The organism is Paenimyroides marinum, from assembly GCF_900108395.1.
GTDB lineage: Bacteria > Bacteroidota > Bacteroidia > Flavobacteriales > Flavobacteriaceae > Flavobacterium > Flavobacterium marinum.
Map to the genome: position 1 here is coordinate 1 of NZ_FNXE01000014.1, position 22,796 is coordinate 22,796.

The window sequence follows — 22,796 nt, forward strand, 5'->3', positions numbered from 1 at the left end:
TATGCTTGTAGACAAGCATATCAAATTTATCTTTTGGAATAAAATTGATGATTTGTTTGAAAATCGGCTGACCGACTAATTTCTTTTCTGTATCTTTATTGCTCATATTTTTGATTTGTCGTAAAACCAAAATATGAAAAAAGGAGCTAACCACAATGGGAAGCTCCTTAATTTTGAAAAGTTAGTCGGTTAGTAGTGAAATTGAATTTGGAAAACCGAACGTTAGCTAAAATTACTCCTAAAGAGCGTAAAGAACAGCGTTTATGGAATGCTATTGCGTTGCGTGAAGCCGTAATTAATGCGTTTGTGCATAATGATTATACAAAAGAAGTTGCTCCTAAATTCGAGATTTTTGACGACCGATTGGAAATCACTTCTTATGGCAGTTTACCCGAAGGGCTTTCAAAAGAAGAGTTTTTTGAAGGATATTCCATCATCAGAAACAAAGAATTGATGCGTATTTTCAAAGATTTAGATTTGGTAGAACAATTAGGATCAGGAATTCCAAGAATTTTACAGGCTTACACACAAGATTGTTTTCATTTTTCTGAGAACTTTTTAAGAGTTACGTTGCCTTCAACAGAATCTGTAACTCAAACCCAGCAAGATACCCAGCAAGATACCCAGCAAGTTAAAGAACTTTTGAAAGTATTTAAAGGAACACATAGCCGTGGCGAATTACAAGAAATGTTAGGCTTATCTGATAGAGAAAATTTTAGGCAAAAATACTTACAACCAGCCATCGAAGCAGGTTTAATTGCATTGACCATTCCTGATAAACCAACGAGTCGAAATCAAAAATATTATTTAACGGAGAAAGGAAAAAAAACACAATAAATGAAAAATTACTTACACACACCCATATATAAAAAATCGGAAGAAATTTTTGAAACCTTAAAAGCGATTACCGACTTATTTCCTGAGGATGACCCTATGCTGTCTGATTTAAAAGGTCAGTTGTTAGGCGATGCTATGCTCATCCAAGCAAAATTAGCCGGCGCATTTGGGGTGAAATTATATGATCTAAAAATGGAAAATGCAACTTTAATCCGAAAAGCAGCACGTGACTTGATGGTGTCCTATCACACCTTAAAAATGCTCGGTTTTGAAGATTTGGAATACTACCAATTGATCCGCAAGCAGATTGAAGAGTTTCGATTATTATTTATAGAATGGGTTGCCGGCTTCAATAGTAAACATTTTATCACAGACAATTGGGGATTATTTAATCCACCCGGTATTGCACCCGATTATGAGCAACGAAGCGATGAACTCAATTTTTTAGATGAAGATGACGAATCTGACATCCAATAGTTATTTAAAATACGGTGTTACCTTTCGGTCTAAAATTTCAAGCAATTCCTTTTGGTAGTATTTATAAATATCAGGAATATTTAAAACAATGATTTCTTTTTTTAACTTTCCGTTCAAATAGTCACTTATTTGTTTCTTGTGTTTTTGTTCCATGACAAATATTAAATCCGCTTGTTCTAATACTTCAATAGTCAATGGATTGGTTCCTTCACGCTCGCAAATTTTGCTATTCGTTCCAGCTGATAAAAAATGAATGTCAGCATATTTACTACTAAAGTAATCCTCAGCTGTTTTAGAGCGTTGTTTGTTAGCAGAACATACAAATAAGATTGTTTGAACCATTTATTTTAAAAATTTTTGAAATTCTTTTTTATTCAATGTAAAACCGTGTGTTTTCAGTACTTTTCCTTTATTACCAACAATTACAAAGAACGGCTGGTTTTGATTTTTAAACTGTTCTTCTTGTATCTTTATATAAAAAGAACCATACGTTTTCATTACCTTCCCTGTTTTTGGATTGGTTGTAATGTATTCTTTAGGAACTTCTTTTTTTGAATCCACAAATAATGTAACTGTATAAAAATCTGATGCAATAAGTTTTTGTATATCGTTGTCGTACAAAAAAGCATCTTCCATTTTTCTGGAATTAACATCGGCACAGGCAGTGAAAAAGATCAGTAAAGGTTTACCCGACACTTTTGCATTTTCAAGCATTTCATTATAATTAATAAGTTCAGCATCTTTAAAAAAGTCAGGCAATTCTTCGACAGGTTCTTTAACATCAATCATTGAATCTGCCATTTTATTAAAATCATCAATCATTGCACCGTACGTATCGTATTGATTTGGATTTTGTTCAATCACGTGGTAAATGGCATTTACTAACCGTTCGTCTTTCATTAACTTTAGCAACAATTTACTATCAATATCCCAATTTTCAAGATCTATTTTTTTACTTCTCAAAAGTTGAAAGTCATTATAAAATTTCACGGATTCAGTATATTCCGGAGTAGCTTTCATTTTAAGAATTTCATCCAATAATCTTTGATAAGTCACTTTTTCGGGATCATCATTCATCCAACCTATCACTAAAGCTGCCAAAACAGGAGGTTGTCCAAAAAAGACCATATCTACTTTATCCAATCCACAATCAATAAGTTTTGAAAAATTAGTAACCAATTCTTGTTGTATCGTTTCAAAGTCATCTTCATGTAAGTTTATCTTCTGATCTAAAATTTTTTCACAATCAGTCTGAGCGTTTAAATAAACTGGTGCTAAAAGTAAAGCTATTGTGCTAATTAATAGTTTCATATAAAATTATAAAGGTGATAACTTAATTACATATAAAATCGGCTTTTGCAACGGAGCTTCTTTTAATCATTCTTTTAATGAGGTTATTGAATATCGTTTGTTTGGATTGAGAACGATTGATTCTGAAACAAAATTCGCTTAAATATCGGTTGATATTGAACTCCGAACCACAAAAATAAGTAGTTTTTATCCACAATTTCACTTGGTGAACCATCGTATGGAGTATTGGAAAATTTCTGTCTTTATTACTTGGGATTTGAATGATATTAAATTTTTTTAGGGCGGTATTCTTTCCAGTCGTCTGTAATAACTTGAGCTGATTTGTCGATATGTTTATCGAAAAATAGTTCGTAAAGATTTAGTCGAAAATCTTTGATTTTCAGTGCCTAAAAAAAGAGAGGGCACATCCTCTCTTTTTTATTTTATCAAAGACAAACGATATTCTACTTTATTCCAATCAACTAATTGCCAGAAATTTTCGATATATTTTGGTCGGTCGTTTTTATATTTTAGGTAATAAGCATGTTCCCAAACATCGATATTCATTAAAGGATAGCCTTTTACTTCTGCATTAGGCATCAGCGGATTGTCTTGATTTACCGATGTGGTAATTTTCAATGTTCCATCGTTTTGATAAACTAACCAAACCCAGCCTGAACCAAATAATCCTTTTGCTTTTTCGGTAAACTGCGTTTTAAATTCATCAAAACTACCAAAATCTCTGTTAATCAGTTCAGCTACTTTTCCTGTTGCTCTACCGCCCGCTTTTGGTCCAATGATTTCCCAGAAGATGTTATGGTTGTAATAACCACCGGCATTATTGCGAAGGGTACTGTTTTTTAAATCCAATCCTTTCAAAATCTCTTCAATAGACATGGTTTCTAAAGGTGTTCCTTTCACGGCATCGTTTAACTTGTTACAGTAGCCCAAATGGTGTTTAGAATAATGTGTTTCAACCGTTTGTGCATCCATATAAGGTTCTAAATCGTTGTAACCGTAGTTTAATCCTTTCATTTGAAAGGCTCCTTGATTGGCAACTACCGATTTTGGATCGCCATCTACCGGTACTGAAGCGGTTTCTGTAGCATCCGGAATCTGAACTTCGGTCATTTCTTCTTTATCTTTACAACTAATAATGATAAAAGAAGCAATTGCTGTTAATAATAAAACGTTTCTTTTCATACAATTATAGATTTAATGAGTTAACCAGTTCAATATACAATTTTTTTGCGTCTTCTTGTGTTAAATGTAGAACTTGTTTCCATGCATTAAATTTGAAACCGCGGACAAGATCCATTTCCTGATGTATAAAATTATGTAAATAATCTAAGGTTGCCTGTTTATAATAAGCATATAACCGCAATCGGATATCGGGTGGTAATTCTACTTTTGTAGTCGATGCTTTTTGATAAGCTTCTTGAAATAATTCGTCTATATTTTGCATTATTTATTGGCAATTACCGTTTTGTTACCGCGTGCCTTTTGATTAAGAACCACATTTACATTTGTACCTAACGGCAAGTATAAATCAACACGGGATCCAAATTTTATAAACCCGGCATCATCGCCCTGATTAACTCTGTGACCTACTTTTGCGTAGTTTACAATTCGTTTAGCCAAAGCTCCGGCAATTTGTCTGTACATTACCTCTCCGTACACGGGATTGTCAATAACCACAGTGGTACGTTCGTTTTCTTCACTTGCTTTTGGATGCCATGCAACCAAATATTTCCCAGGATGGTATTTACTGTATTTTACAATTCCGTTTAAAGCATATCGGGTAACATGAACATTTATGGGCGACATAAATATAGATACCATTAAACGTTTGTCTTTGAAATATTCGGGTTCGTAAACTTCTTCTATAACAACCACTTTACCATCTACCGGTGCTAATATCAAATGGTCAGCAATGTCATTTAGCGCCCGGTTTGGATTTCTGAAAAACTGTAAAATAATTACTAAAAAAAGTAACGCTAGTATTTGTACACTTTTAATAATCCATGGAATATCAATGATGTATTCAACACCTATTATAACTGCAACTGCAATTAAAAGTGAAAAGAAAATGATTTTAGCTCCTTCTTTATGAAACATTACATAACAATTTTATAAATTAAAAATAAAAATGGTGCAGCAAACAATATGCTGTCTAACCGATCTAAAATACCACCATGACCGGGCATGATTGCTCCACTGTCTTTTATACCCGCCTGACGCTTATATTTTGACTCTACCAAATCGCCAACAGTACCCAAAACACTTATGGCTAAACCTATCAATATCCAGAATAGCAATGATGCTTGTGTGTTTGTAAATTTGAATATTACAAATGCAGCAATTTGGGTAAAAACAACACCCCCTATAAAACCTTCTATTGTTTTTTTAGGCGATATTTTCTCATAGAGTTTATGTTTTCCTAATAGCTTGCCGCAAATATAAGCAAAAGTGTCATTACACCATATCATTATAAAAATACTTAATATTAACAAAGGGGTGTATGCCTCATTTAAATAAGGCAATTGCGTAATGATTAAAAAAGGAATTACTACATAACCTATTAAATGCAGGTATTTTTTAATTGTGGAATTTTCTTTAGAAAACTGGTTTTGAAAAAGATCAATAATGAGATAACAACTAAACGGTAATACTATTAAGTAAGTACTGTTAAGTGTATTATTATTGATAAAGAATAACGATAAGGCAAATATTACTGAAATGGCGTAACCCGTTATTTTGTTGATTTGGTACAATCTGCAAAACTCAAAAACAGCCACTATGTAAAAGAAACCGAACAAGATAAGAAAGGTATCCTTTGAAAACAAAATTGCACCAACTAACAGTGCAATATATAAAATTCCCGAAAGGGTACGTTTTACAACTTCATTCATATTAAAAATCTTCTAACAATAATAAATAAAGGTTTTTAGCCTGAATACCGTACTGTAAAAAATTATCGGTTTTGCTCTCTTTAAAATGTTGCATTGTTGTGATATTGGTTGGGATTTCGTTTGCATAACGCATTTTAATATTGCGAAGACCATCGCTTTTTGAACGCGTAATCTGGCTTGCTTTTGCAATTACAATAATATTTTTAGGTAATTCGTTGGGTTTATAATGAAACAGTTGTTTAGACGAAAACAAAACAGAACCGTCTTGTGCAATTAGACTTTCGCAACCGGTTAGCAAAAACATTGGATTGCTTGGATTTTTATAGCTTAATTTATTTTCTGACAAATAATGCTGAAGGTCTTTTTCAAAGGTCAAAGCTTCGATTTCAAACCAGTCGTTTTCCTGTAAAATACTTATAAAATTTTCTTCAAGCTCTTCTTCTGTTTCACAATATAAAAATTTACCTCCGTTTAACTTAAAGTTACAGGTAAATTGCTCATCAACCGGAATTTCTTTTTCAGGAAGATATTTGCTCTCTTCTTCCTCTTTATTTTGACGAGAAGACGTAAAAGTGCTTAAAATTTTTTTAAATATATTCATTTGTTATTTAAAACAGGGGACTTTATGGCATTTTAGTTCAAAGATAAAAAAAAACTTGGTTTAACAGAATGTTAAGCCAAGTTTTTGTATGAATATGTTAAAGAATTAATTTTAAACCACTTCAGATTCATTTTCTGATGTTACATCAATTATATCTTTATTATCAAAGGAACGTTTGCCAAAAATATCTTCTAAATCTTCGCGGAAGATTACTTCTTTCTCACAAAGCAAGTCAGCCAGTTGCACTAATTTATCTTTATTTTCGGTTAAAAGATCAATGGCTCTTTGGTATTGTCCTTCAATCAATGCCGAAATTTCTTTGTCGATTAATTTAGCCGTTTCTTCTGAATACGGTTTTGAAAAATTGTATTCGCTTTGACCCGACGAATCATAATAAGTAATGTTTCCTAACGAATCATTTAAACCGTAAATGGTTACCATAGCACGGGCTTGTTTGTTTACTTTTTCCAAATCGCTCAGGGCTCCTGTTGAAATTTTATCAAAAATTACTTTCTCGGCAGCTCTACCTCCCATTGTTGCACACATTTCGTCTAACATTTGTTCGGTGCGTACAATTTGGCGTTCTTCAGGTAAATACCAGGCAGCTCCCAGGCTCATTCCACGGGGAACAATAGTTACTTTAACCAAAGGTGCAGCGTGTTCTGTAAGCCAGGAAACGGTTGCGTGTCCGGCTTCGTGAATAGCAATAGCATATTTCTCTTCGGGAGTAATGATTTTGTTCTTTTTTTCTAATCCGCCAACAATTCTGTCAACAGCATCTAAAAAGTCTTGTTTATCAACTTCTTTTTTGTTTTTGCGGGCAGCTGTTAAGGCAGCTTCGTTACAAACATTGGCAATATCGGCACCTGAAAAACCAGGTGTTTGTTTTGCAAGAAAATCAATATCAAGGTTATCAACCTTTTTAATTTTCTTTAAATGAACTTCAAAAATTTGCTTGCGTTCGTTCACATCCGGTAAATCTACATAGATTTGTCTGTCAAAACGTCCGGCACGCATTAATGCCTTGTCTAAAATTTCGGCTCGGTTTGTAGCGGCTAACACAATAACGTTGGTATTGGTACCAAAACCGTCCATTTCGGTTAACAATTGATTTAATGTGTTTTCACGTTCGTCATTTGAACCTGAAAAGTTAGATTTTCCACGAGCTCTACCAATTGCATCGATTTCATCGATAAAAATTATGGCAGGCGATTTTTCTTTTGCCTGTTTAAACAAATCGCGCACACGAGAAGCACCTACCCCAACAAACATTTCAACAAAATCGGAACCTGACAATGAGAAAAACGGCACTTGTGCTTCACCGGCAACGGCTTTTGCCAATAGCGTTTTTCCTGTTCCCGGAGGTCCAACTAATAAGGCACCTTTTGGTATTTTACCTCCAATAGATGTATATTTTTGAGGATTCTTTAAGAACTCAACTATTTCCTGAATTTCTTCTTTTGCACCTTCTAATCCGGCAACATCGTTGAATGTAACACGTATATCGTTTTTTTCATCAAATAATTTGGCTCTCGATTTTCCTATTGAAAAAATTTGTCCGCCACCGGCTCCTGATCCGCCGCTCATTTTGCGCATCATAAAAATCCACACTACAGGAATTAAGATAATTGGCAATAATGATAAAAGGATACCGCCCCAGTTGCTTTCTTTTTCGTTGCTAAATTCTTCGATCTTTCCTTCGGAAGATGCCTGAATTAATTTTTCTTCAAACAGATCTTTATTAGCTATTTCAACCACATAATCCGGACCGCTGCTCATTGAACTTAATAAAGTGGGTTTGTTATTTTTTTGGTGTTCCGGATTGCTTTTTGCTGACTCACTCAAAAAAACCTGAGCTGATGAATTGTTAAAAACAACTTTTTCTACCTGACTGTTATCTAAATATTCGTAGAATTTAGACAAGCCAATTGTTTTACCATCGCCAAAACTACCTCCGCCTGTTGTTAACGAAATGGCAAAAAGTATAAATATTAAACCTGCATAAAGCATCCAAGGATTATACTTGGGCTTGTTATTTACGGGATTTTTCATAAATTAATTACTGTGTGAATGGTTAGAAGTTACCTGTGTGATTTTCGCATCGCCCCAAAGGTCTTCAATATTATAATACTCGCGGGTTTCTTTCTGGAAAATGTGAACCACAATGTTTATGTAGTCCATTAATACCCAGTTTGCCTGATCGGTACCTTCTACGTGCCAAGGTTTATCTTTTAATTCTTTAGATACGGTACGCTGTATAGATCCTGAAATAGCATTTACCTGTGTGTTTGAGTTTCCATCGCAGATTACAAAATAATCGCAAGCAGTGTTTTCAATGGCTCTTAAATCTAAAATGGTAATATTTTCTCCTTTAACGTTGTCTATTCCTTCAATAATCAAGGCTAATAACGCCTCGTTGTTCTTTTTGCTTTCGTTCATGTATGTATTTTGTACTTAATTATTGCAAATTTATCAAATTGTATCGGGTTATTTAAGTTATTTTTGTCCTAAAGTTCCTAAAGATACTATTTATAATGTATTTAATCAAACTCAATGCCATATCTTCTACGAATGATTTTATAAAAAATTTGTCAGCTGCCAATAATTTGGCTGATTTTACTGTAGTTTGGGCTGCTGTACAAACTAAAGGAAAAGGACAAATGGGGTCAACCTGGGTTACCGATGAGGCTAAGAACCTTACATTCAGCATCTTTCTAAATGGAGATTATCTTACTGTTGATCGGTTATTTTCTCTTAACATATTAGTTTCCAATGCGGTATTAAAAGCATTATTTGCTTTAAATTTAACGAATATTTATGTAAAATGGCCTAACGACATTTTGTCATACAATAAAAAAATTGCCGGTATTTTAATTGAAAACAGCATACATGCTAATGGCAGTATAAGTTCGGTAATCGGTATTGGAATTAATTGCGACCAAACAAATTTTAATGGATTTCCGCAAGCATCATCTATCTTAAATCAATATGGAATAACGGTTAATTTTGAATTGTTATTGAATAATATCGTTGAAAACATAAAAAAAGGCACACTGAATCTAAAAAACAATATTGAAGAAGAATGGCAATTTTACCACAGCCATTTATTTAAAAAAGACGTTATCAGTGTTTTTGAGGATAAAAACGGTAAAAAATTCAACGGGATTATTAAAGAAGTAAACCGTCATGGTCAATTGGTTATACAGCTTGAGAATGACGATTTACAATGTTTTAATTTGAAAGATGTAAAACTGATGTATTAATTTTCAGGTACAAATTTTAACGAAACCGAATTCATACAATATCTGGTTCCGGTAGTGTCTTTAGGTCCGTCATCAAAAACATGCCCTAAATGTCCGTCACATTTTGCACAGGTTACCTCTACCCTAATCATTCCGTGCGATGTATCTTTTGTGTATTTTACCGAGCCTTCGATCGCCTGATCAAAAGATGGCCACCCGCAAGATGAGTTGTACTTGGTGGTTGATTCAAACAATTTATTGCCACAGGCAGCACAAACGTAATGTCCTTTTTCAAAAAAATCGTTATATGTGCCGCTAAAAGGTCTTTCGGTACCTTTTTCCCTTAAAATATAATATTCTTCGGGAGTTAATTTTTCTTTCCAATCTTGTTCTGTCATTTGTTCTAATATTTGTGCGTTTGCGGTTTGTTCTTTACAGCTTATAAATTGTACACATAAAATGATCCAAAATAATTTAACTGGTAACAAACTGGATAATTTTCTGAATAACTTGTTCATCTCCTAATATTTTTCGATGTCCTAATCCGCTGGTAATCATCAACTCGCCGTTTATCAATTGATTATTAATTGCTTCTGCTGATGTAAAAGGCACATCTTTATCATTTTTATCGTGAATCACCAGAACGGGTATCTGAACTTTTCCGGCGTGCAATTCCACATCGTAATTAGCCATTTTTTCATTGTATTTTCGTTCAAATAAATTAACTAAAAAAGGCGTCATTTTTTTGCTCATGCCAATAGTCGTCAAGAAATCATCGGTAATATCCTTTGTTTTGTTTCCGCTGCCAATAATAACTGCTTTTGGGGTAGATAAACCCCTGCCTAACGCATTGATAATACTCATACCACCAAGCGAATGCCCCACAATGACGTCAAAACCATTGTATTTTTTATCCAGTTCAAAAATGGCTTCAATAAAATGCTTCATATTGGTTGTGGTTTTCGGACTTTTACCGTGCCCCGGAGCATCAAAACTAATAATAGAATAATTTAAGCCTTTAAAAGCCTTGGCAATAGATACCAGTTGTGTTCCGCGACCGTTCCACCCGTGTACCAGCAGTACTTTTTTTGAACCAAATTTGTTTTCGTACACCGTTATTTCTTTTTGGCATTCGGGTAATATCAAATTTGATTTATGCGAAACCTCGTACATTTTCTGTTCGCGTTTAGGCAATTTATATTTAATAGGTGTCTCAAATAATTTTAAGGCAAAGGCAGCTGCCAGATTCTTATTCAGCCTACTTAAAACTTTTGATGTATTTTTTATATAAGCAGGAACTTCTAAAACCTTTGCTTGTTTTTGCGCCATAATTTTATAATTTTACATAACAAAGTTAAAAGGTATTCGTTAGATTATTTCATAATTTTAGAAAAAATTAAAACTTACAACTATGAAAAAGACAATTATATTATGCGGAGCTGCAGCGCTATTGTTAGCCTGTGCTACCAATCCGTTTACAGGAAAAAAAACAATGGCATTTGTACCTGACAGTTCTTTATTTACTTCATCGTTTCAGCAATACTCAGAGTTTATAAAGGAAAATAAAGTTGTTACCGGAACTTCAGACGCACAAATGGTACAAAAAGTTGGTGATAAAATAAGAAAAGCTTCACAACAATGGTTATCTGCCAATGGTTACTCTAATTATTTACAAGATTATAAATGGGAATATAAACTGGTACAAGATAACGCTGTTAATGCCTGGTGTATGCCTGGTGGAAAGATTGTGGTTTATACAGGATTAATGAACGTAGCAAAAGGTGAAGCCGGACTGGCAACAGTAATGGGACACGAAGTGGCACATGCCTTAGCCAATCACGGGCAACAACGAATGAGTGCTTCTGTATTACAACAATTAGGAGCTGTTGGCGTTGGTGTGGCTACAAATAGCAGTAGCGATCAAACCAAACAATTAGCGATGATGGCTTATGGAGCAGGAAGTAATGTAGCAGGCATGATGCCGTTTAGTAGAAAACACGAATCAGAGGCCGACAAAATAGGTTTAATTTTAATGGCTGTTGCAGGATATAACCCCAACGAAGCATTAAGTTTTTGGCAGCGAATGTCTGATAAAAGCGGAGGTTCATCAACTCCCGAACTGTTAAGCACCCACCCCAGCGATCAAACCCGTATCGCCAACATTAAAAAATTAATCCCCGAAGCAAAAGCAGAAGCTGCTAAATTTGGCAAAAAATATTAACTTAACTACCAGGCAGTGTAACAACTGCCTTAACTTTCTCTTATGAAAACAACTATAAAAGGTGAAAAAAAAGTGCTTAATGCATGGGCTTTTTACGACTGGGCTAATTCTGTATATGCATTAGTTATCTCCTCATCAATTTTCCCTTTGTTTTATGGTGCGTTGTTTCGGTTAGAAAACAAAACATCTGCAACTTTTTTTGGCATCGAAACACCAAGCGAATCTATAATTAGCTATGTAACAGCCATTGGTTTTTTAATAATTGCTTTTATATCTCCGCTGCTTTCGGGCGTTGCAGATTTTTTAGGAAATAAGAAGTTTTTTCTGAAGCTGTTCTGCTTTATTGGTTCCATTTCCTGTATGATGCTCTATTTTTTTAACCTTGAAAATCTGTACTTCAGCCTGTTTTTCTATATGCTTGCCTTGATTGGATTTTGGGGAAGTCTGGTTTTTTATAACTCTTATCTGCCCGATATTGCTTTTCCTGAACAACAAGATGCCATTTCAGCCAAAGGATATTCATTAGGATACATTGGTTCGGTCATACTCCTTATCATTAATTTAATAATGATTATGAAAAGTGAATGGTTTGGATTTGAAAGTCCCATGCAGGCAATGAAAGTATCCTTTGTATTGGTTGGAATCTGGTGGTTGGGTTTCAGTCAGATTTCTTACAGATTCTTACCTAATTTCAGAAATGCAAACAAAATCAACTCACAAGCATTCTTTTCAGGTTTCAGAGAATTAAAACGAATTTTCAATGAATTAAAGCAATATCCCGTTTTAAAAGGATATTTAGGTGCCTTTTTTGTTTACAGCATGGCAGTACAAACAGTTATGATTATTGCTGCTTATTTTGGCGAAAAGGAAGTGCAATGGGAAAGTGACGATCAACGCCAGATGGGTTTAATTGTAAGCATTCTTTTAATTCAATTAATTGCTGTAGCCGGAGCCATTTTTACATCGAAATTATCAAAAAGATTTGGAAACATTAACACACTGATCCTTATAAACACCGCATGGATTATTATCTGTATTTGTGCCTATTTTGTAGTAAAACCAACAAGTTTTTACATTGTAGCCGCTATGGTTGGTTTGGTAATGGGCGGTATTCAGTCATTGTCACGTTCCACCTATTCCAAATTATTGCCATTAAACACTAAAGACACCACCTCTTTTTTCAGCTTTTATGATGTAACCGAGAAAATAGGTATTGTTATAGGAATGCTGGTTTACGGTATCATTGCCCAAATAACAGGAAAAATGCAAAATGCCATTTTATTTTTGATTGTTTTTTTCGCAATAGGTATTATTTTACTGATAAAAACATCCAAAAGACAAGCGGTTAGTTAAAATAAATAATATTTTTACAAATCTTTTCGTATGTAAAAAAAATAATTTTATATTTGGATAAATTTAACATTCTTACTAAATCTTATGAGAAAATTAAAATATATTTTGGCATCAATCGTTTTAGCAACAGGATTTGCAGCGTGTGAGACTGAAGCCATTGATGAAAAAGTAAAAGATGACAGTTTACCCGGAAACCCTATACTTAGTTTTGATTTAAACTCGAAACAAACTGTTATAACTGATGAGGTTTCAGTAGATTTCTCAGGCGGAGGTATGTCTATTGTTTCTAAATTATCAATAGTTAACACTGAAGATACATCAAATCCGGAAACTCGTTATAAAGCTGCTTATCTTTATATTAATTTTAGTGCTATGGAAATTGGTAATTTTCCAACAACATTAAGTATCGATAATCCAAGCAATTATTTAAGTAGTGCTACTTTACGTATTCAGGAATTAATACCAAATGAGGAAGAAGAATTAGAGAAAGTATGGATAGAATACTCTACAAATAATGCAGATGAGAACCAAAATGCAGGTTATGCCAATATAACCCACGTAAATGGTACAGCACAATATATGAACGGTAATTTTGATTATATCCTTTATCCATATGAAGAGGAAGAAACAGAATTATCTTTACAACCTCAACGAATTACAAACGGGCAATTCAGTTACATTCACTATGAATAATTCTAATTAATATATTTATCATTAAAACCTTACTGTTGTAAGGTTTTTTTATTGGCATAAATATTGAAACATTAAGTAGTTAAATTAAAAGTACACGAAATTTAATGTTTTTAAATGTTATTTACATCAATAAATGACATTTTGACTTATAATATATTTATGGCACACGAAAAAATCATATCATTAGACAATTTGTCACTACAAGATTTAAATGAAAATGCAGAATTCATTCCTTTGTTTTCACAAGACGATGAAGAAGCAATGAATAAGGAAGAAATTCCCACAGAACTTAGTATCCTTCCCTTGCGCAACATGGTGTTGTTTCCAGGAGTGGTAATCCCGATAACTGCCGGGCGTGATAAATCGATAAAATTAATCAACGATGCTTTGGCAGGTGATAAAACCATTGGCGTTGTTGCTCAAATTAACGAACAAATCGAATTTCCTAACGGAAATGACATTTACCGTTTTGGAACCGTAGCTAAGATTTTAAAGACCTTGAAATTACCCGATGGTAATATTACAGTGATTTTACAAGGCAAGAAACGATTTGCTATTGATCAAATCACTCAGGAAAATCCTTATTTAAAAGCAAAAGTAGTGGATATTATTGATGAAAAACCTGAGGAAGACGATTTAGAATTTCCAACACTAATTGAATCTATTAAAGAAACTGCGCAGGAAATTGTACGTGAAAATCCAAACATTCCATCTGAAGCGGCATTTGCTTTAAAAAACATAGAAAGTAATTCGTTTTTGGTGAATTTTGTTTCATCAAACTTAAATCTTGATGTTGCAGATAAACAGGCTTTGTTAGAAATCAATAATTTAAAGCAACGTGCTTTTGAAACGCTTCGCAGAATGAATTTAGAACTGCAAAAGCTTACGTTGAAAAACGATATTCAAACCAAAGTACGAATCGATTTAGACCAGCAACAAAAAGAATATTTTCTTCATCAGCAAATTAAAACCATTCAGGAAGAATTGGGTGGTGTTTCGCATGAACAAGAATTTGAAGAATTACGCAACAAGGCAAAAACAAAAAAATGGGACGCAAAAATACAAGAACATTTTGACAAGGAATTAAGCAAAATGCAACGTATGAATCCGCAAGTTGCCGAATTTTCTATCCAACGGAATTATCTGGAACTTTTGTTAGAATTGCCTTGGAACGAATACACCAAAGATAAATTCGATTTAAAAAATGCCAAAAAGATTTTAGATAAAGATCATTATGGTTTAGAAGATGTAAAACGTCGGGTCATTGAACACATGGCTGTTTTAAAGCTTCGTAACGATATGAAATCGCCTATTTTGTGTTTGTACGGTCCACCAGGAGTTGGTAAAACATCTATTGGCAAATCCATTGCAACGGCGTTGGGGCGTGAATATGTCCGTATTTCGTTAGGTGGATTACGAGATGAAGCCGAGATCCGTGGTCACCGTAAAACGTATATTGGCGCGATGCCGGGACGTATCATTCAATCGATTAAAAAAGCCAAAACATCGAATCCTGTTTTTGTTTTAGATGAAATTGATAAGTTGTCAAGCAGTCATCAGGGCGATCCATCAAGCGCCATGTTAGAAGTTTTAGACCCCGAACAAAACAAAGAATTTTACGACAATTTCGTAGAATTAGGTTTCGATTTATCAAAAGTAATGTTCATTGCAACATCAAACAGTTTAAATACGATTCAGCCGGCTTTGTTAGACCGTATGGAAGTTATTGAAATGAACGGGTACACCATTGAAGAAAAAACAGAGATTTTAAGACAACATCTGCTTCCTAAACAGTTAAAAGAGCATGGGTTAGATGCTAAAGCAATCAACATTCCTAAAAAAGTAATGGAATTTATCGTTACGAAATACACGCGTGAATCAGGTGTTCGACGTTTAGATAAAGAAGTTGCCACTATTGTTCGTTACATTGCAAAATCGGTTGTGCTGGAAGAAGAATTCAATCAGAAATTGACCGAAGAAGATATTATTAAAATATTGGGTGCACCAAAATTTGATTATGACAAATACGAAAATAACGATGTTGCCGGTGTGGTTACAGGTTTAGCATGGACACGCGTTGGAGGCGATATTTTGTTTATCGAATCGATTTTGTCTGAAGGAAAAGGAACACTTACAATGACCGGAAATCTGGGGAATGTAATGAAAGAATCGGCCACAATTGCATTGGAATATATAAAATCAAACAGCAACTTGTTCGGTATTGATGCTAAAGTTTTTGATAAATTCAAAATTCACGTTCATGTACCCGAAGGTGCTACACCAAAAGACGGTCCGTCGGCAGGTATTGCCATGTTAACCTCAATGGTCTCAAGTTTTACACAGCGCAAGATCAAGAAAAATATAGCCATGACCGGTGAAATTACCTTGCGTGGAAAAGTGCTTCCGGTGGGTGGGATTAAAGAAAAAATTTTGGCAGCAAAACGAGCAAATATTAAAGAAATTATTCTGTGTAAAGAGAATAAACGCGATATCGATCAGATTAAACCTGAATATTTAACAGGTTTAACGTTTCATTATGTTGATAAAATGACTGAAGTAATCGATTTAGCATTAACAAACCAAAAAGTTAAAAATGCAAAAGAGCTTACCGTTAAAGAAGCTTAATTTCATAAAAATTAATAACAAAAGCTAGTACAGAAATGTATTAGCTTTTGTTATTTTTATCTTTCAAAGTTAAATTTAAATGAAATGCATAAGAGTGAATACAGAACTTTTTTAGATAATAACTTTAAAGGCTTGAAAGTTAGAACACCTTTATTTTATTCATGGGATATTGGAATCCGATTTAATTTGCAAATAGATGCAGCTAATGATGAGGATTATTTTCATGAAGTGAATTTTCGTGCATCTTCTATCTTTAACGACGCTTTTAAAACATCTGATTCAATATTTTTAATTTTCATGGATTATAAGAATAAACGAAGTAAAATAAGGCTTTCAAATTATATATTTAAACAAATAAAAAATCTTGAAAAAATTAATTTGTGTTTCACTAAAGAGAACCAGTATTATTCAGGCACTTCGAATATTTGTATAATTAAGACAAAAAAAGAAGAAGTGATTTTTCAAAATATTTTTAAAGCAATTGCAAATTCTGATTTTGAGGATAGAGAGCCTCGATTAGATAAATCGTGCTTTTCTTCAAAGGAAGTTTACTTTGTTAATCTTTCAAAGAAAATCATTTTTAATATGTATGACGACAGAGGTTTGGATATAATTGCTTCAGATAAAGAAATTTTAAAATCACTTTATGAAAAATATAATGATTGGGTATTGGATTATGATAGAGAAAAGATTGATAAAGTCTTTTTATGAAATGTTCAAAATAAATCATTAGAATAATATTTTAAAACTATAATAATTTTCCACACGAAAACATACCATTTTTTTTATTCTGTCGTTATAAAGTTATATATTCGTTTTTACGTAATTCAACCTAATATGCGCAAACTATTAACTTTAGTTTCTTTAATAACCTTAACAACTGTAAATGCACAGGTAGGCGGTAAAGACGCTTACCAGTTTTTACAAATGCCCACATCGCCAAAGCAAGCCGCATTGGGCGGAACCAACGCAACCATAACCGGTAACGAAGTAAATCAGGTACTGTACAATCCGGCTGCATTAAATGATGAAATGAATAATATGCTGGCGGTAAATTTTGGCAGATATTATGGCGATATAAGCTTGGGATCAGCAGCGTATGCCCATAAATTTAAAAACGGCCGCAACGTTCACGTAGGCGTTACTTTTTTAAATTACGGCTCTATGGAAGGTTACGACGAAAACGGCGTAGCAACAGGCACTTTTAGCGGAAATGACATCGCAGTTTCTGTAGGTTACGCACACCCTTTTCAAGACACTAATTTTTCGGTAGGTGCAAATATTAAAGCCATCTCTTCAACGTTAGAAAGTTATAATTCATTTGCTGTAGCAGCCGATATTGGTGGTTTGTATAACGATGAAGAAACCGGCTGGACAGTTGGTTTAACTTTTAGAAACCTTGGTGGCCAATTGTCAAGTTACGAAGATATGCGCGAATCATTGCCATTTAGAACCGTTTTAGGCTTCAGTAAACTGTTAGAAAACGTGCCTATCCGTTGGCATTTAACATTAGATAATTTGCAGAAATGGGATATTTCTTTTTCAAATCCCAACCGTTCACAAGTAGATTTAGAAAACAATGTTACCGAAGAAAAAGTTACTTTTGGAAACAACCTGATGCGCCACATAGTAGTTGGTATCGAATTGTTTCCCGAGAAAAATTTCAACATCCGTTTAGGGTATAACTTTAAAAACGGAGAAGAAATGAAATTGATCGAACAACGGCATTTTGCAGGATTCACCGCAGGATTTGGCTTAAAAATGAAACGTTTCCGCATTGAATACGCTTACAACAGATTTACTTTGGGAGGAAACACCAATTTATTTGGCTTATCGGTTCAACTGTAATATTTTTGCCTAAAATTTTTTACTTTGAAAAAAATAACCATAGCTATCGACGGGCATTCGTCAACAGGAAAAAGTACTTTGGCAAAACAACTGGCAAAAGCACTAAATTACATTTATGTTGACACAGGAGCCATGTACCGCGCGGTGACTTTATACGCCATACAACAAAATTTCATCTCAGAAACTTATTTTTATACCGATAAACTTATCGAAAATCTAAATGATATTTATTTATCTTTTAAATTTAATGACGATTTGGGTTTTGCTGAAATTTATCTGAACGACGAAAAGGTAGAAGATCAAATCAGAACCATCGAAGTATCAAAATTGGTGAGTAAAATTGCCACTGTTTCTGAAATCCGTACAAAATTAGTCCAACAACAAAAAAAATACGGAATAGACAAAGGTGTGGTTATGGACGGTCGTGATATTGGAACGGTTGTTTTTCCTGATGCCGAATTAAAAATTTTCATGACCGCTTCGCCTGAAATAAGAGCACGACGAAGATTTTTAGAAATGCAGCAGAAAAAGATGGATACGCCGTTTGATGAAGTGCTGAAAAATGTTGTTGAGCGTGATAAAATGGACTCTACCCGAACCGATTCACCTTTAATCATAGCTAAAGATGCCGTGGTAATTGATAATTCAAACCTTTCAAAAGAAGAACAGTTCAATATGATTTTAAAGCTGGCTAACGAACGAATTAATTAAGGTTATTAAATTCTTGAAATGAGTCTGAAATTCCGATTAACAATTTTGAGTTTTTTACAATTTGCCGTATGGGGTGCTTATTTAACCTCAATGGGAAATTATTTAGCATCTATAGGCATGGCTTCAAAAATTGGATTGTTTTACGCAATGCAAGGAATTGTTTCTATTTTTATGCCGGCAATCATGGGGATTATTGCAGACCGATGGATTCCTGTTCAGCGTTTATTGGGTTATTGTCATGCATTAGCCGCACTTTTTATTATTTCTGCCGGATATTATGGATATACAGCAGGTTCTAATACCGATTTTGCAACACTTTTTTCACTTTATTCATTAAGTGTCGCATTTTATATGCCAACCATTGCACTGTCAAATTCTGTCGCCTATACTGTTTTAACAAATAATAATTATGATACCATAAAAGCATTCCCGCCCATTAGAACCATGGGAACCGTTGGTTTTATTTGTGCCATGCTGTTCGTGAATTTTAACGGAATGCTCAATGGAACTTTTTCGTTTAATTTTGACAACATTGAAGGTTTTTTAAGTTTTCAAAACACATACCATCAGTTTTATGTATCGGGAATTCTTGGAATCATTCTGTTTTTGTTTTCTTTTAGTTTGCCTCATTGTTCCATCAATAAAACAGACGAGAAAAAGACCTTGTCAGATGTATTGGGTTTAAAAGCTTTTGCCCTTTTTAAAGAACGAAAAATGGCTATTTTCTTTATCTTTTCAATGCTTTTAGGAGTTTCGCTTCAAATTACCAATGGATATGCCAACCCTTTTATTGCCAGCTTTAAAGACATTCCTGAATATGCAAATAGTTGGGGAGCAAATAATGCCAATGCATTAATATCTCTTTCGCAAGTTTCAGAAACACTTTGTATTTTATTGATTCCTTTTTTTTTAAAACGCTTCGGAATTAAAAAAGTAATGTTATTGGCAATGTTTGCCTGGGTATTTCGTTTTGGATTATTTGCAACAGGAAATCCGGGAACAGGCGTTTGGATGTTTGTTTTATCAATGATTGTGTACGGGATAGCCTTTGATTTCTTTAATGTGTCGGGTTCTTTATTTGTTGACAAAGAGACCAATAAAAATATACGCTCATCAGCTCAAGGGGTGTTTATGATGATGACAAACGGTTTTGGCGCTACTATTGGTATGATCGCTGCCCAATATGTTGTAAATCATTTTGTATATAACCAAACAGATATCAATATGCAGTTAGAAGGCTGGAAAACCTCTTGGTTTATTTTTGCCGGCTACGCTCTTATTGTAACAGTTCTTTTTGCACTACTTTTTAAATACAAACACAACCGTAACGAAATGGAAAGTATTAATAATTAATGATTTTTCCTTAACTTTTTATCTATTACAAAAAGAAATAAAAAACCTACAATATAACAAAGCATATCCCACCAGGAAAAAGATGTGCCTATAACAATTCGTGCCCATTGTTCATTTTGTAAACCCAGGATATTTATCAATTGAAAATACTGTGCCGTTTCGACCGCAAAAGCAAAAAATAACGTAAAAACGGCAATGTACAAAGCTTTAATCCCAACAAACGTTTTTATAGAATAATAAATAAACCAAACTACAATGACATCGCCCACAAACGGACGAATAAAATCATCGTGAACATACAAGGCAATCAATACCTCTACAACAAATAAAATTAAGGCAATAAAAAAATACGTTTGGTTAAATCTTAAAAACTTCATAAATACAGTGAATTGACTGGTAAACTTAAAAAAATCGGTTTAAAATTTGTATCTTAGTCGCTTTAATTTTTCACCATTTTAACAATCTAATAAATGAAAAAATTACTACGAGCATTAGTATTATTTGTTTCGTTCCCCATTTTTGCACAACAAGGCGGTATGTGGGTTCCTTCTTTATTAAAAGGTATGAACGAACAGGAAATGAAAAGTTTGGGAATGAAAATGTCGGTTGCCGATATTTACGATGTAAATACTTCAAGTTTAAAAGATGCGGTTCCGCAATTTAACGGTGGCTGTACCGCCGAAGTAATTTCCGCTAAAGGTTTACTTTTAACAAATCATCACTGTGGTTACGGCGAAATTCAATCGCATTCTACCGTTGAACACGATTATTTGCAAGATGGTTTTTGGGCAAAATCGTACGAAGAAGAACTGCCTAATCCCGATTTAGAAGTTACTTTTATCGTAAGTATTCACGATGTTACTAAAGATATTTTAAAGGGAACGGAAATATTGACAAACGAAGCCGACAAAAAAGCATTGGTTCAAAAAAACATAAACGATTTACAGAAATCGTACCAGCGTGAAGCGTGGCAAAGTGTAATGATCCGTACTTTTTTTGAAGGAAATCAATACATGTTGTTTGTAACAGAATCTTTTGAAGATGTTCGTTTGGTAGGTGCCCCGCCATCATCAATCGGAAAATTTGGTTCGGATACCGATAACTGGGTTTGGCCACGTCACACCGGCGATTTTTCGTTATTCCGTATTTATGCCGATAAAAACAACCGTCCGGCAAAATATTCAAAAGATAATGTTCCTTACACACCAAAGCATTACTTCCCTGTTTCTATTAACGGTGTAGAACAAGACGATTTTACATTGGTTTACGGCTATCCGGGCAGTACACAAGAATACCTGCCTTCATTTGCTGTAGAACAAATCATTAATGATTTAAATCCTGCAAAAATCGAAATTCGTGACAAAGCCTTAAAGGTTACCGATGGATTTATGCGTCAGGATCAGGCTATTAAAATTCAGTATGCCTCTAAGTTTGCACGTATTGCAAACTACTGGAAAAAATGGATTGGTGAAAGTCAAGGTTTAAAAAAATCTAATGCCGTTACTGTTAAAAAATCATTTGAGCAAGAATTTTTAAAGCGTGCAAAAAAAGAAAATAAAATGAACGAATACGGTAATTTATTGCCTCAGTTCGAAAAAATTTATAAAGACATTACACCTTATGCCGTTTCCCGTGATTATTTTATGGAAGTTGTTTTGCGTAACAATGAATTACTGTCGGTTGGTTTTCGTCTGTTCCAGTTAGAAAATGCCTATGAAAAAGTGGGGGAACAAGGTTTTAATGATCGTAAAGAAAATTTAATTAAAGGTTTAGAGTCTTTATATAAAGATTACAACAAAAACGTAGATCAGGGTATTTTTGAAGCAACTATTGCTTTATATGGTACAAAAGCACCGCAAAATTTAACCCCTGACGCAATCAAAAATAAAGATTATTCAGCTTTAGCAAATACTGTTTATTCAAAATCGGCATTGACTTCTTACGAAGGATTAAAAAAAATATTGAACGGAAAAGCAGTTGATGTTATTAAAAACCTGCAGAAAGATCCTGGTTATGCATTGGCAAAAGAATTATCAAACAACTATTTTGAAAACATCGCTCCATCGTATGATAAAATGGATTTAGAATTAGATGCCTTACAGCGTACGTATATGAAAGCTCAATTAGAACTTTTTCCAGATGCCCGTATCTTTCCAGATGCCAACTCAACACTTCGCGTAACTTATGGTAAAGTAAATGGTTACCAACCAAGTGATGCCGTTACCTACAGCCACGTTACTTATTTAGACGGTGTTATGGAAAAATATGTTCCGGGTGATTACGAATTTGATGTTCCTAAAAAATTAATTGATTTGTACAACGCAAAAGATTTTGGTCAATATGCAGATAAAAACGGAAAATTACCGGTAAACTTTATTGCTACAAACCATACTACGGGCGGAAATTCAGGTTCTCCGGCTATTGATGCTTACGGTAATTTAATTGGCTTAAACTTTGACCGTGTATGGGAAGGAACAATGAGCGATATTCATTACGATCCGGCAATTTGCAGAAACATTATGGTTGATACACGCTACATTTTATTTATTATTGATAAATACGCAGATGCCAAACATTTAATTGATGAAATAAAAATTGTAAAATCAAAAGAAAACAAGAAATCAAAACATTAA

The 22,796-nt window shown here is 33.9% G+C and carries 23 protein-coding genes and 2 pseudogenes; 12 read left to right on the forward strand and 13 right to left on the reverse strand.

Going from position 1 to position 22,796, the window contains the following annotated elements:
• Window positions 1-198: 198 nt before the first annotated feature.
• Both BLW20_RS06110 and BLW20_RS06115 read left to right on the forward strand, forming a co-directional pair.
• Window positions 199-837: pseudogene (locus BLW20_RS06110) on the forward strand (Fic family protein); the annotation flags it as partial.
• Entirely contained in the window at window positions 838-1,314 is a 477-nt protein-coding gene (locus BLW20_RS06115; RefSeq protein WP_177165042.1) for a hypothetical protein, read from the forward strand.
• On the opposite strand, the gene BLW20_RS06120 is transcribed toward BLW20_RS06115, so the two are convergent.
• The 10 genes and pseudogenes from BLW20_RS06120 to rsfS form a co-directional block, all read right to left on the reverse strand.
• The gene (locus BLW20_RS06120; protein ID WP_091097517.1) at window positions 1,315-1,656 is read right to left on the reverse strand and encodes a low molecular weight phosphatase family protein; all 342 of its coding nucleotides are present in this window, start codon (window positions 1,654-1,656) and stop codon (window positions 1,315-1,317) included.
• Entirely contained in the window at window positions 1,657-2,625 is a 969-nt protein-coding gene (locus BLW20_RS06125) for a thioredoxin family protein (protein ID WP_091097520.1), read from the reverse strand. It abuts the gene before it with no gap.
• Window positions 2,626-2,647: 22 nt separating this feature from the next.
• A pseudogene (locus tag BLW20_RS14855) lies at window positions 2,648-2,994 on the reverse strand (transposase); the annotation flags it as partial.
• Between the two features lie 48 nt (window positions 2,995-3,042).
• On the reverse strand, window positions 3,043-3,807 hold the full coding sequence (locus BLW20_RS06130) for a superoxide dismutase (protein ID WP_091097524.1): 765 nt from the start codon (window positions 3,805-3,807) through the stop codon (window positions 3,043-3,045).
• A 4-nt stretch (window positions 3,808-3,811) separates the two neighbouring features.
• Window positions 3,812-4,069 (reverse strand): acyl-CoA-binding protein, encoded by a 258-nt coding sequence (locus tag BLW20_RS06135; RefSeq protein ID WP_091097526.1) that lies wholly within the window; start codon window positions 4,067-4,069, stop codon window positions 3,812-3,814.
• The gene (locus tag BLW20_RS06140) at window positions 4,069-4,722 is read right to left on the reverse strand and encodes a phosphatidylserine decarboxylase family protein (protein WP_091097529.1); all 654 of its coding nucleotides are present in this window, start codon (window positions 4,720-4,722) and stop codon (window positions 4,069-4,071) included. Before BLW20_RS06140 ends, BLW20_RS06135 begins: the two co-directional genes overlap by 1 nt.
• The gene (locus tag BLW20_RS06145; RefSeq protein ID WP_091097533.1) at window positions 4,722-5,516 is read right to left on the reverse strand and encodes a phosphatidate cytidylyltransferase; all 795 of its coding nucleotides are present in this window, start codon (window positions 5,514-5,516) and stop codon (window positions 4,722-4,724) included. The genes BLW20_RS06140 and BLW20_RS06145 overlap by 1 nt, the downstream gene beginning before the upstream one ends.
• 1 nt (window position 5,517) lies before the next feature.
• Window positions 5,518-6,117 carry an LUD domain-containing protein gene (locus BLW20_RS06150; RefSeq protein WP_091097536.1) on the reverse strand — a complete coding sequence of 200 codons (600 nt, stop codon included), beginning with the start codon at window positions 6,115-6,117 and terminating at the stop codon, window positions 5,518-5,520.
• 111 nt (window positions 6,118-6,228) lie between these two features.
• Entirely contained in the window at window positions 6,229-8,169 is a 1,941-nt protein-coding gene (ftsH, locus tag BLW20_RS06155; protein ID WP_091097538.1) for an ATP-dependent zinc metalloprotease FtsH, read from the reverse strand.
• A 3-nt stretch (window positions 8,170-8,172) separates the two neighbouring features.
• A complete protein-coding gene (gene rsfS / locus BLW20_RS06160) occupies window positions 8,173-8,556 on the reverse strand; it encodes a ribosome silencing factor (protein ID WP_091097541.1) in 384 nt (127 codons plus the stop codon).
• Window positions 8,557-8,651: 95 nt separating this feature from the next.
• Here rsfS and BLW20_RS06165 point away from each other — a divergent pair, with 95 nt between their 5' ends.
• On the forward strand, window positions 8,652-9,380 hold the full coding sequence (locus tag BLW20_RS06165; RefSeq protein WP_091097546.1) for a biotin--[acetyl-CoA-carboxylase] ligase: 729 nt from the start codon (window positions 8,652-8,654) through the stop codon (window positions 9,378-9,380).
• Here BLW20_RS06165 and msrB read toward each other — a convergent pair.
• Together msrB and BLW20_RS06175 are read right to left on the reverse strand one after the other, a co-directional pair.
• Window positions 9,377-9,757: a peptide-methionine (R)-S-oxide reductase MsrB gene (gene msrB, locus BLW20_RS06170; protein ID WP_218143512.1), complete on the reverse strand. Its 381-nt coding sequence runs from the start codon at window positions 9,755-9,757 to the stop codon at window positions 9,377-9,379. The genes BLW20_RS06165 and msrB overlap by 4 nt on opposite strands.
• A gap of 76 nt (window positions 9,758-9,833) precedes the next feature.
• Window positions 9,834-10,688, reverse strand: a complete 855-nt coding sequence (locus tag BLW20_RS06175) for an alpha/beta hydrolase family protein (protein WP_091097552.1) — start codon at window positions 10,686-10,688, stop codon at window positions 9,834-9,836.
• A gap of 82 nt (window positions 10,689-10,770) precedes the next feature.
• Here BLW20_RS06175 and BLW20_RS06180 point away from each other — a divergent pair, with 82 nt between their 5' ends.
• The 8 genes from BLW20_RS06180 to BLW20_RS06215 all read left to right on the forward strand — a co-directional run bounded on the left by BLW20_RS06180 (window position 10,771) and on the right by BLW20_RS06215 (window position 20,163).
• Window positions 10,771-11,580, forward strand: a complete 810-nt coding sequence (locus tag BLW20_RS06180) for a M48 family metallopeptidase (protein WP_091097556.1) — start codon at window positions 10,771-10,773, stop codon at window positions 11,578-11,580.
• Between the two features lie 42 nt (window positions 11,581-11,622).
• Window positions 11,623-12,933 carry an MFS transporter gene (locus BLW20_RS06185; RefSeq protein WP_091097559.1) on the forward strand — a complete coding sequence of 437 codons (1,311 nt, stop codon included), beginning with the start codon at window positions 11,623-11,625 and terminating at the stop codon, window positions 12,931-12,933.
• 105 nt (window positions 12,934-13,038) lie between these two features.
• Window positions 13,039-13,626: a hypothetical protein gene (locus tag BLW20_RS06190; RefSeq protein WP_143037743.1), complete on the forward strand. Its 588-nt coding sequence runs from the start codon at window positions 13,039-13,041 to the stop codon at window positions 13,624-13,626.
• 159 nt (window positions 13,627-13,785) lie between these two features.
• Window positions 13,786-16,251, forward strand: coding sequence for an endopeptidase La (gene lon, locus BLW20_RS06195; RefSeq protein WP_091097567.1), 2,466 nt, complete (start codon window positions 13,786-13,788; stop codon window positions 16,249-16,251).
• An 84-nt stretch (window positions 16,252-16,335) separates the two neighbouring features.
• Window positions 16,336-16,962 carry a DUF3885 domain-containing protein gene (locus BLW20_RS06200; protein WP_091097570.1) on the forward strand — a complete coding sequence of 209 codons (627 nt, stop codon included), beginning with the start codon at window positions 16,336-16,338 and terminating at the stop codon, window positions 16,960-16,962.
• 126 nt (window positions 16,963-17,088) lie between these two features.
• Window positions 17,089-18,099: a type IX secretion system protein PorQ gene (porQ, locus tag BLW20_RS06205; protein WP_091097574.1), complete on the forward strand. Its 1,011-nt coding sequence runs from the start codon at window positions 17,089-17,091 to the stop codon at window positions 18,097-18,099.
• A 24-nt stretch (window positions 18,100-18,123) separates the two neighbouring features.
• Window positions 18,124-18,810 carry a (d)CMP kinase gene (gene cmk / locus BLW20_RS06210; protein ID WP_091097577.1) on the forward strand — a complete coding sequence of 229 codons (687 nt, stop codon included), beginning with the start codon at window positions 18,124-18,126 and terminating at the stop codon, window positions 18,808-18,810.
• 18 nt (window positions 18,811-18,828) lie between these two features.
• The gene (locus BLW20_RS06215) at window positions 18,829-20,163 is read left to right on the forward strand and encodes an MFS transporter (RefSeq protein WP_091097579.1); all 1,335 of its coding nucleotides are present in this window, start codon (window positions 18,829-18,831) and stop codon (window positions 20,161-20,163) included.
• Here the strand turns inward: BLW20_RS06215 and BLW20_RS06220 are convergent.
• Window positions 20,160-20,540 (reverse strand): ribosomal maturation YjgA family protein, encoded by a 381-nt coding sequence (locus BLW20_RS06220; RefSeq protein WP_091097582.1) that lies wholly within the window; start codon window positions 20,538-20,540, stop codon window positions 20,160-20,162. The two genes, BLW20_RS06215 and BLW20_RS06220, sit on opposite strands and share 4 nt — an antisense overlap.
• A gap of 93 nt (window positions 20,541-20,633) precedes the next feature.
• Here BLW20_RS06220 and BLW20_RS06225 point away from each other — a divergent pair, with 93 nt between their 5' ends.
• Window positions 20,634-22,796, forward strand: coding sequence for a S46 family peptidase (locus tag BLW20_RS06225; RefSeq protein WP_091097585.1), 2,163 nt, complete (start codon window positions 20,634-20,636; stop codon window positions 22,794-22,796).

What these genes read in the sequence shown, in the direction of transcription:
- ftsH (WP_091097538.1), bottom strand. Translation starts at nt 8,169, where the DNA reads ATGAAAAATCCCGTAAATAACAAGCCCAAGTATAATCCTTGGATGCTT.
- BLW20_RS06200 (WP_091097570.1), top strand. Translation starts at nt 16,336, where the DNA reads ATGCATAAGAGTGAATACAGAACTTTTTTAGATAATAACTTTAAAGGC.
- BLW20_RS06150 (WP_091097536.1), bottom strand. Translation starts at nt 6,117, where the DNA reads ATGAATATATTTAAAAAAATTTTAAGCACTTTTACGTCTTCTCGTCAA.
- BLW20_RS06165 (WP_091097546.1), top strand. Translation starts at nt 8,652, where the DNA reads ATGTATTTAATCAAACTCAATGCCATATCTTCTACGAATGATTTTATA.
- msrB (WP_218143512.1), bottom strand. Translation starts at nt 9,757, where the DNA reads ATGACAGAACAAGATTGGAAAGAAAAATTAACTCCCGAAGAATATTAT.
- BLW20_RS06215 (WP_091097579.1), top strand. Translation starts at nt 18,829, where the DNA reads ATGAGTCTGAAATTCCGATTAACAATTTTGAGTTTTTTACAATTTGCC.
- BLW20_RS06225 (WP_091097585.1), top strand. Translation starts at nt 20,634, where the DNA reads ATGAAAAAATTACTACGAGCATTAGTATTATTTGTTTCGTTCCCCATT.
- BLW20_RS06120 (WP_091097517.1), bottom strand. Translation starts at nt 1,656, where the DNA reads ATGGTTCAAACAATCTTATTTGTATGTTCTGCTAACAAACAACGCTCT.
- BLW20_RS06135 (WP_091097526.1), bottom strand. Translation starts at nt 4,069, where the DNA reads ATGCAAAATATAGACGAATTATTTCAAGAAGCTTATCAAAAAGCATCG.
- BLW20_RS06125 (WP_091097520.1), bottom strand. Translation starts at nt 2,625, where the DNA reads ATGAAACTATTAATTAGCACAATAGCTTTACTTTTAGCACCAGTTTAT.
- BLW20_RS06175 (WP_091097552.1), bottom strand. Translation starts at nt 10,688, where the DNA reads ATGGCGCAAAAACAAGCAAAGGTTTTAGAAGTTCCTGCTTATATAAAA.
- BLW20_RS06130 (WP_091097524.1), bottom strand. Translation starts at nt 3,807, where the DNA reads ATGAAAAGAAACGTTTTATTATTAACAGCAATTGCTTCTTTTATCATT.
- BLW20_RS06180 (WP_091097556.1), top strand. Translation starts at nt 10,771, where the DNA reads ATGAAAAAGACAATTATATTATGCGGAGCTGCAGCGCTATTGTTAGCC.
- BLW20_RS06145 (WP_091097533.1), bottom strand. Translation starts at nt 5,516, where the DNA reads ATGAATGAAGTTGTAAAACGTACCCTTTCGGGAATTTTATATATTGCA.
- BLW20_RS06220 (WP_091097582.1), bottom strand. Translation starts at nt 20,540, where the DNA reads ATGAAGTTTTTAAGATTTAACCAAACGTATTTTTTTATTGCCTTAATT.
- lon (WP_091097567.1), top strand. Translation starts at nt 13,786, where the DNA reads ATGGCACACGAAAAAATCATATCATTAGACAATTTGTCACTACAAGAT.
- BLW20_RS06115 (WP_177165042.1), top strand. Translation starts at nt 838, where the DNA reads ATGAAAAATTACTTACACACACCCATATATAAAAAATCGGAAGAAATT.
- BLW20_RS06140 (WP_091097529.1), bottom strand. Translation starts at nt 4,722, where the DNA reads ATGTTTCATAAAGAAGGAGCTAAAATCATTTTCTTTTCACTTTTAATT.
- rsfS (WP_091097541.1), bottom strand. Translation starts at nt 8,556, where the DNA reads ATGAACGAAAGCAAAAAGAACAACGAGGCGTTATTAGCCTTGATTATT.
- porQ (WP_091097574.1), top strand. Translation starts at nt 17,089, where the DNA reads ATGCGCAAACTATTAACTTTAGTTTCTTTAATAACCTTAACAACTGTA.
- BLW20_RS06185 (WP_091097559.1), top strand. Translation starts at nt 11,623, where the DNA reads ATGAAAACAACTATAAAAGGTGAAAAAAAAGTGCTTAATGCATGGGCT.